This window comes from Peterkaempfera griseoplana (assembly GCF_001418575.1).
Lineage (GTDB): Bacteria > Actinomycetota > Actinomycetes > Streptomycetales > Streptomycetaceae > Peterkaempfera > Peterkaempfera griseoplana.
This window is the reverse complement of the sequence record NZ_LIQR01000218.1, coordinates 1-4,573: the sequence shown is the minus strand read 5'-3', so window position 1 is coordinate 4,573 and position 4,573 is coordinate 1. Positions and strand designations below refer to the sequence as shown.

The 4,573-nt window shown below is 77.0% G+C and carries 2 protein-coding genes; both read left to right on the top strand.

The features are described 5' to 3' along the window. A partial coding sequence (locus tag AOK09_RS17315) for a hypothetical protein (RefSeq protein WP_055588113.1) occupies window positions 1-2,655 on the top strand: 2,655 nt, incomplete at its 5' end. A 415-nt stretch (window positions 2,656-3,070) separates the two neighbouring features. Then, window positions 3,071-4,438: an FAD-binding oxidoreductase gene (locus AOK09_RS17310; RefSeq protein ID WP_055588112.1), complete on the top strand. Its 1,368-nt coding sequence runs from the start codon at window positions 3,071-3,073 to the stop codon at window positions 4,436-4,438. The last annotated feature ends 135 nt before the right edge of the window (window positions 4,439-4,573 follow it).

Below are 4,573 nucleotides of genomic sequence, written 5' to 3'. Positions count from 1 at the left end.
CTCACCCGCCGCACCCTGGAGGCCACCGGCCCCGGCCCGGCGACGGTGGTGGTCACGGACAGGGCGGCCGCCGAGGACAGCCGCTGGCAGCTGAGAGGGGCCAGCGGCCGGCTGGACGACGCCCTGCTGGCCGACCGGCCGACCGAGGAGCGCCGCCGTCCGTACTGGTCGGTGACCTGGGCCGTCCCGGTCGACGCCGACGACCGGCCGCAGCGTCCCCGCACCGCCCCCGTCGTCCACGCCCCCACCCCGACGGACGAACCGCTGGGCGTGCCCGCGCTGCTGATCGCCACCTACCCGCTGGACTCCACCCGCCGCCATGTGGCGCCGGGACCGCTCACCGACTTCCTCACCGAGCAGGCCGCCGACTGCTACGCGGGCCTGCTGCGCGACCGCGGCGCCGACCTCTCCTCGCTGAACCTGGTACCGGGCGCACTGGGCCAGGGCGCCCTGGACGGCGCGCTGCGCCGGGCCATCCTGGGGCGGCTGCCGGCCACGCCCTTCCTGCCGGAGGTCCCGGCGCCGGACGGGACGGAGCGGCCCTCCTTCGAGGAGTACCCCGACCTCGACGCCGAGGAGGGCCGGCCGCACGGCCCGCGCGCCCTGCGGCCCCGGGAGGCGACCCTGCTGGAGGGCGCCGACGCCTCGGTGGTGGAGGCCGTCGCGGCGGTGATGCCGGGCCTGCTGCCCGCCGGCCTGGAGCGGCGCCCCGAACTGCGGGTGCTGGACGTCCGCCGGGTGCCGCTGGCCGAGGTCGTCGACCAGCTCGGCGGCCTGGACCGCGACCCCGAGTGGTGGCGCAACCTCTACGGCGCGCTGGCCGGCGCCGACACCGAGGCGCTGGGTGCGCTGCCGGTGCCGCTCGCGGACGGACGCACCGTCACCGGACCCCGCAGGGTGCTGCTCCCCGGCCCCCGCGAGGACTGGGCGGACGCCCCCGCCCAGTGGCTCGGCGACGGCATCTCTGAGGGCGAACTGTCCACCGTGCTCGCCCTGCTGGACCTGCGGCTGGTCCACCCCGACGCCGCACACCCGCTGCTGGAGAAGCTGGGCGCGGGTGTCGCCACCCCGGGGGCGCTACTGGACACGCCCGAGGTGCGGGCCGCGGTGGCCCGCTCGGTGCGGCTCGCCGACGAGGACCAGGAGGAGGCGGAGGACATCGCCGAGGCCGTCCTCGGCCTGGTGAAGGCGGCCGGTACCGAGCCCGGCGACCACCCCTGGCTGGCCAGGCTCTGCCTCACCGACGACGAGGGCGAGCCCGCCCCCGCCGGTGAACTGGTGCTGCCCGGCAGCCCGCTGGCCGCCGTGGTCCGCGAGGAGGACGCCGCCTTCGTCGACGACGACCTGCTGGACCGCTGGGGCGCCGCAGTGCTGGAGGCCGCGGGGGTGGCCGCCCGCTTCGTGCTGGCCCGCGCCGAGGACGCCGTCCTCGACCCCGACGACCTGGAGCGGCTGGACCCGACCGTCCCCGCCGACCGCGCCGCTGGAGGCGAGCCGACCGGGCTGCTGGACGAGGCCCCGGACGGGCTCGCCGAGTGGTGCGAGGACGCCCTGGAGATCCTGCACCAGCGCGGCACCGGTGAGGAGTTCGCCGTACCGCCCGTCGCCACCGAGCTGCTCGCCGTACGTGACCTCGACCTGGTGGACGACGACGCCTGGGCGGAGGCCCTCGCCATGCTGGCCCGGCCGCCGTACCGCAGCGCGGTGGTCGACCCCGTACGGGTGCTGCTGGCCGACGGAACCACCGCCGACCTGCCCCCGTACGCCGCCTGGTGGCTGCGCGACCACCCCGTGCTGGACGGCCGCCGCCCCGCCGGACTGCGCGCCGCGGGCGGCGACCCGCTGCTGCGCGGGCTCTACGACGAGGCACGCACCGGCCTGGACGAGCAGTTCCTGCACGCCCTCGGGGTGCGGACCACCCTGGCGGCCCTGCTCGGCGAGCCGGGTGGCCCCGACGAGGTGCTGGACCGGCTGGCCGACCCGGAGGCAGGGGTGAGCCACCGTCAGCTGCACGGCATCCACACCGCGCTGGCTCGGGTGGCGGTCGACCGCGTCGAGCCCCCGGAGGTGGTGCGCGCCCTGCCGCCGCTCGACCCGGAGACCGGCCGCCGCCCGGCCCACACCCTGATCGTGGACCCCACGGACGCCGTGATCGCCGACGCCCCCGACCTGGTGCAGCTGCTGGACGACTTCCCGGTGCTGCCGGTCGCCCCGGTACTGGCGCCCGCCCTGGCCGAGCGGCTGCATGTCTCGCTGGCCAGCGAGGTGGCCGGCGGCCGGGTGCTGAGCGAGGGGACCGTGCACCGGGTGCCCGCCTTCGTCCGGGAGCTGCTGCCCGGCTGCCCGGCCGTCTACGAGGAGCACGAGGAACTGCTGGTCGTCGGCCCGGACGGAGCCGAGGCCGCCGTGGACTGGCGCTGGGACACCGCCTCCGAGGCCCCCGAGCCGCCCCATGACCCGGACGCACCGGAGGAGGAGGACGAGTTCGCGGTGCCGCCCGTCCCCGGCGCGCTGCACGCAGCCACCCCCGAGGGCCTGGCGGCCGGACTGTCCTGGTCCGTGGGGCAGTTCCACCGCCGGTTCGAGGTCCTGGTGGCCCTGACCGAACCCGACCGCTCCTATGAGCTCTCCGCCGCCCGCGACTTCGAGGGCTGAGCGCGGCTCCCCGCCGGGGGGACCGGTCGGGACGCGGTGATCGCCGCCTCCCTGGCCGGCCCCCGGTGGCCCCCGGAGGTGTGCACGGTCGCCGGTGCACGGCCGTCGTGGTCGTCCACCAGGACGTGCACCGCGCGTGACCGTCCGTGCGCAGACCCGGCGGTTGCGCAGCCGGTCGCGCCTACGGTGCCGGTGTGCCTGCGGTGCTCGTGCGCTCGCGGCGCTCGTGGCCGGGAGGGGCGACCTCGGTGATCAGCACGAGCCCGGAGGCGATCCCCGGGCCAGGACTTCCCCGGGCCGCCCGCGAGTGCGCCGAGTAGCCTGGGTGAGTCCTGTGACGCCGATCACACAGCCTCGGCGCCGCAGCCCCTCCAGCGCCGGGAGGGCCGGCGGGCGCAGGGGTCAGGAGGCCGTCATGTGCGCCCACCCGCAGCCCCCCGGGATCACCGGGACGGTCGTCCACAGAGGGGGAGGCGGTTACGAGGAGGCCCGGGCCAAAGCGCTGTGGAACGACCTGAAGCCCGAGCGGCACCCCGAGGTGATCGTGCGGGCCGCCTCGGAGTCCGATGTCGTGGCGGCCGTCGGATGGGCCCGGGAACGCGGGCTCCGTATCGCCGTACGGTCCGGCGGCCACAGCTGGTGCGGGTCGCCGCTGCGGGACGGCGGCCTGCTGCTGGACCTCTCGGCGCTGCGCCGTTGTGAGATCGACGCCGCCTCCGCCACCGCCCGGGTGCAGCCCGGCCTCACCGGTGGCGAGCTGACCCGCGCGCTGGCCCGGGAGGGGCTGGCGTTCCCCACCGGGCACTGCGGGTCCGTGGCCCTCGGCGGCTATCTGCTCAGCGGCGGCCTCGGCTGGAACTCCCGACACTGGGGGGTGGCCTGCGCCGGGGTGCGGCGGATCGAGGCCGTCACCGCGGACGCCCGTACCGTCGTCTGCGACGCCGAGCAGAACCCCGAGCTCTTCTGGGCTGCGAAGGGGGCCGGGCCCGGCTTCCCCGCCGTCGTCACCGCCTTCCACCTCGCCCTGCGACCGCGGCGGGCGGCCCTGGCCGCGACCACCCAGGTGTTCCCGCTGGAGGCGGTCGAGGCCGTGGTCCGCTGGGCCGTGTCCGCGTCGGCGGAACTGCCGTCCCTGGTCGAGCCGACCCTCGTCCTCGGGACCGCGACCGGCGACCCGGCAGGGCCGAGGACGGTCATGGTCACCGCCACCGCGTTCGCCGACTCGCCCGAGGAGGCGGCCCGTGCCCTGGCGCCGCTCCGTACCTGCCCGCTCACCGAGAGGCCGCTCGCCCGGGACGCCGACCTGCCGACCTCCCTGGACGCGCTCTACGCCGGATCCGCCGAGGTCTGGCCGGAGGGCCTGCGGTACGCCGCCGACACCCTCTGGTCGTCCGCCGACCACCCCACCCTGCTCACCCGGCTCGGCGAGGCGATCGCGGAGGCACCGTCCCCCCGGTCCCTGGTACTGGCTCCGGTCACGCCGGTCTCCCGGGAGGAGGGCCTGACGGCGGACATGGCCTTCTCCGTGCTGGGGGAGAGCTACGCCGTCCCGTACGCGGTGTGGGAGGACTCCCGTGACGACGACCGGAACGTCCGCTGGCTGCGGCGGACCGTGGAGGCCGTCGAGCCGCTGACCACCGGCCACTACATCGCCGAGGCCGATCTCACCGCCGACCCCTCACGCGCCCGGCGGTGCTTCGCGCCGGCGGACTGGGAGCGGCTGCGGCGGGTGCGGGCGGCCTGGGATCCGCAGGGCGCCTTCCACTCGTACCTCAGCGGCTGAGGAGCGCGGACGGCGGCGCCGGACGGGGTGTGCGGGCGGCGACGTTCTGCGCGGTGAGGGCCTGCGGCTGAGGGCTTGCGGTCAGAGGGCCTGCGGTCAGAGGGCGGGATCTGCGGCGGCCGCCCTGGCGCGGCG

What these genes read in the sequence shown, in the direction of transcription:
- AOK09_RS17310 (WP_055588112.1), top strand. Translation starts at nt 3,071, where the DNA reads ATGTGCGCCCACCCGCAGCCCCCCGGGATCACCGGGACGGTCGTCCAC.